Genomic DNA, 2,447 nt, shown 5'->3' on the forward strand with positions numbered 1-2,447 from the left:
GAAGGCGCTGTCGTTCGACGCGCAGGTCATCTCGATGGACGAGCCGACCGCGGCGCTCAGCGACCGCGAGGTCGAGCTGCTCTACGCGATCATCCGCCGACTCACCTCGCGCGGGGTCGCCGTGATCTACGTCTCGCACCGGCTGAAGGAGATCTTCGATCTGTGCGACCGCATCACGATCCTCAAGGACGGCGCACTCGTGTCGACCGATGAGACGGGCGCGCTGACGACCGACGAGCTCGTGCGCCGCATGGTCGGCCGCTCGATCCAGTCGTACTACCCCGACGCCGTCGAGGGCACCGTGGTGGGGGAGCCGCGGCTCGAGCTCGACGGCTGCGGCAACGCGTTCGTCGACGGGGTCTCGCTCACGCTTCGTGCCGGTGAGATCGTCGGGATCGCCGGGCTCCAGGGCTCTGGTCGCACCGAGCTGGTGGAGGGCGTCTTCGGGATCGATCCGTTCGTGCGCGGCGCCATGCGGGTCGACGGCGCGCCGACGCGCATCACCAGCGCCAGGGCCGCCGTGCGAGCGGGCCTCGCCCTCGTCTCGGAGGATCGCAAGGCTCAGGGCCTCGCGCTGGGTCAGTCGGTGCTCGACAACACCCTGCTCGTGATCCGCAGCGTCTTCGCCGGTCGCACCGCGGCGTCCAGACGCGAGGTGCCGGGAGTGCTCAGCTCTCTCGAGATCAGCTCGCGCGGCCTCGACCAGGAGGTGCGCTTCCTCTCGGGCGGCAATCAGCAGAAGGTCGTGCTCGCGAAGTGGCTGCTCACCCAGCCGCAGATCGTGCTCTTCGACGAGCCGACCCGCGGCATCGACGTCGGCGCCAAATACGCCGTGTACCAGCTCATGCGGGATCTCGCGGCTCAGGGCAAGGCGGTGCTCATGGTGTCGAGCGAACTCCCGGAGGTCATCGGCATGAGTGATCGGATCCTCGTGATGCACGACGGCCAGCTCGTCGCCGAGCTGCCGGCCGGATCCGCCGAGCATGAGATCCTCGGCGCGGCCACGGGCGCCACCATCGACGGAGGTGCACGATGAAGCGGTTGCGGATCGACTCGACGGTCATCGTGCTCGGCATCCTGATCCTGACGCTCATCGTCGGTGCCATCCTCGTCGGCACCGTGGGCCGGAACTTCTTCAGCCCCGGCAACATCCGCGACATCCTCACCGGAATGAGCGTGCTCGGACTCGTCGCGATCGGCCAGACCCTCGTGGTGCTCGGCGCGTCACTCGACCTGTCGGTCACCTACGTCATCAGCCTGTCGAGTCTGCTCGCCGCGACCACCATGAACGGCGATCCGGCGAACATCCCCGCGGCGATCGTCGTGACGCTGGTCGTCTGCGCCGCCATCGGCCTGGTCAACGGACTGATCGTGACGGTGCTCAAGGTCAACGGCTTCATCGCCACCCTGGGAGTGGGACTGATCCTGCAGGGCATCCTCAACACGAACTTCGAGGGATCCGCGGGCATGGTGCCGTGGGAGTTCCAGCTCATCGGCGCCACAGGCGTCGGGCCGGTGCCCGTGTCGACGATCATCATGATCGTGCTCGCCGTGGTCGTCTGGTTCCTGCTGAACCGCACACGCACCGGCGCCCACCTCTTCGCCGTCGGCGGCGACCCCGAGATCGCGCGCCTGTCGGGAGTGCGCACCCGCCCGCCGTTGATCGCGGCGCACGTGCTCTGCTCTGTCTTCGCGGGACTTGCCGGCCTGCTGCTCGCAAGCCGTCTCGGCGTCGGCAGCCCCACCGTCGGCCAGCAGGGCGGCTACGCGCTGCTCTCGATCGCCGCGGTCGTGCTCGGCGGCACGCTGCTGCTCGGCGGCCGAGGATCGGTGTGGGGTGCGCTCGGCGGTGTCGCGATCCTCGCGGTGGTCGACAACGTGATGAGCGTCATGCAGGTGAACCCGTTCCTGAAGGACGTCGTCCGCGGCGTCGTGATCGTGGCCGCGGTCGCCGTCTACAGCCGCCGTGCGATCGTCCGACGCCGCCCGCGCTTCGGCGCCGGAGGCACGAGAACAGGCGGGGACGACGCCGCCAAGGCCGCTGAGGCGGAGATGGCGGCCGCTGCCTCGGAGCTCGCGGATACCGCCGCCGCCGCGGAAGGAGGCCGCGCATGAACGCGCTGCGCACACTCGTCAGCCCTCGCGGGGCGGTGTTCCTGCTGCTCGTGATCCTGCTCGTGGCCGTCATGATCCTGAACCCGAGCTTCGCGGAGCCCGGTCAGTTCATGCGCTTCATCCAGCGGGTGGCCCCGATCGCGATCGTCGCGATCGGCCAGTACTTCGTCATCATCGCGGGCGAGTTCGACCTGTCGCAGGGATCGCTGATCACCGCACAGGTGATCATCGCCGGCAACCTCGTCGGGCAGGACGATGCGCGCACCGTGCCGGTGCTGCTGCTCATGGTCGTCTTCGGGGCGGTGGTCGGGCTCGTCAACGGCGTCATCACG

At 68.9% G+C, this 2,447-nt stretch carries 2 protein-coding genes and 1 pseudogene; all 3 read left to right on the forward strand.

Annotation, left to right across the window (positions count from 1 at the left end; translation table 11 throughout):
- Positions 1-1,036: sugar ABC transporter ATP-binding protein (locus tag J7E68_RS16930; protein ID WP_215174558.1), on the forward strand; the 1,036-nt coding region annotated here is incomplete at its 5' end.
- Positions 1,033-2,115, forward strand: a complete 1,083-nt coding sequence (locus J7E68_RS16935) for an ABC transporter permease (protein WP_215174560.1) — start codon at positions 1,033-1,035, stop codon at positions 2,113-2,115. The genes J7E68_RS16930 and J7E68_RS16935, both read left to right, overlap by 4 nt.
- Positions 2,112-2,447 (forward strand): annotated as a pseudogene (locus J7E68_RS16940) (ABC transporter permease); the annotation flags it as partial. The gene J7E68_RS16935 and the pseudogene J7E68_RS16940, both read left to right, overlap by 4 nt.

The sequence above is a fragment of the Microbacterium sp. ISL-103 genome (assembly GCF_018613995.1).
In the GTDB taxonomy this organism is placed as follows: Bacteria; Actinomycetota; Actinomycetes; order Actinomycetales; family Microbacteriaceae; genus Microbacterium.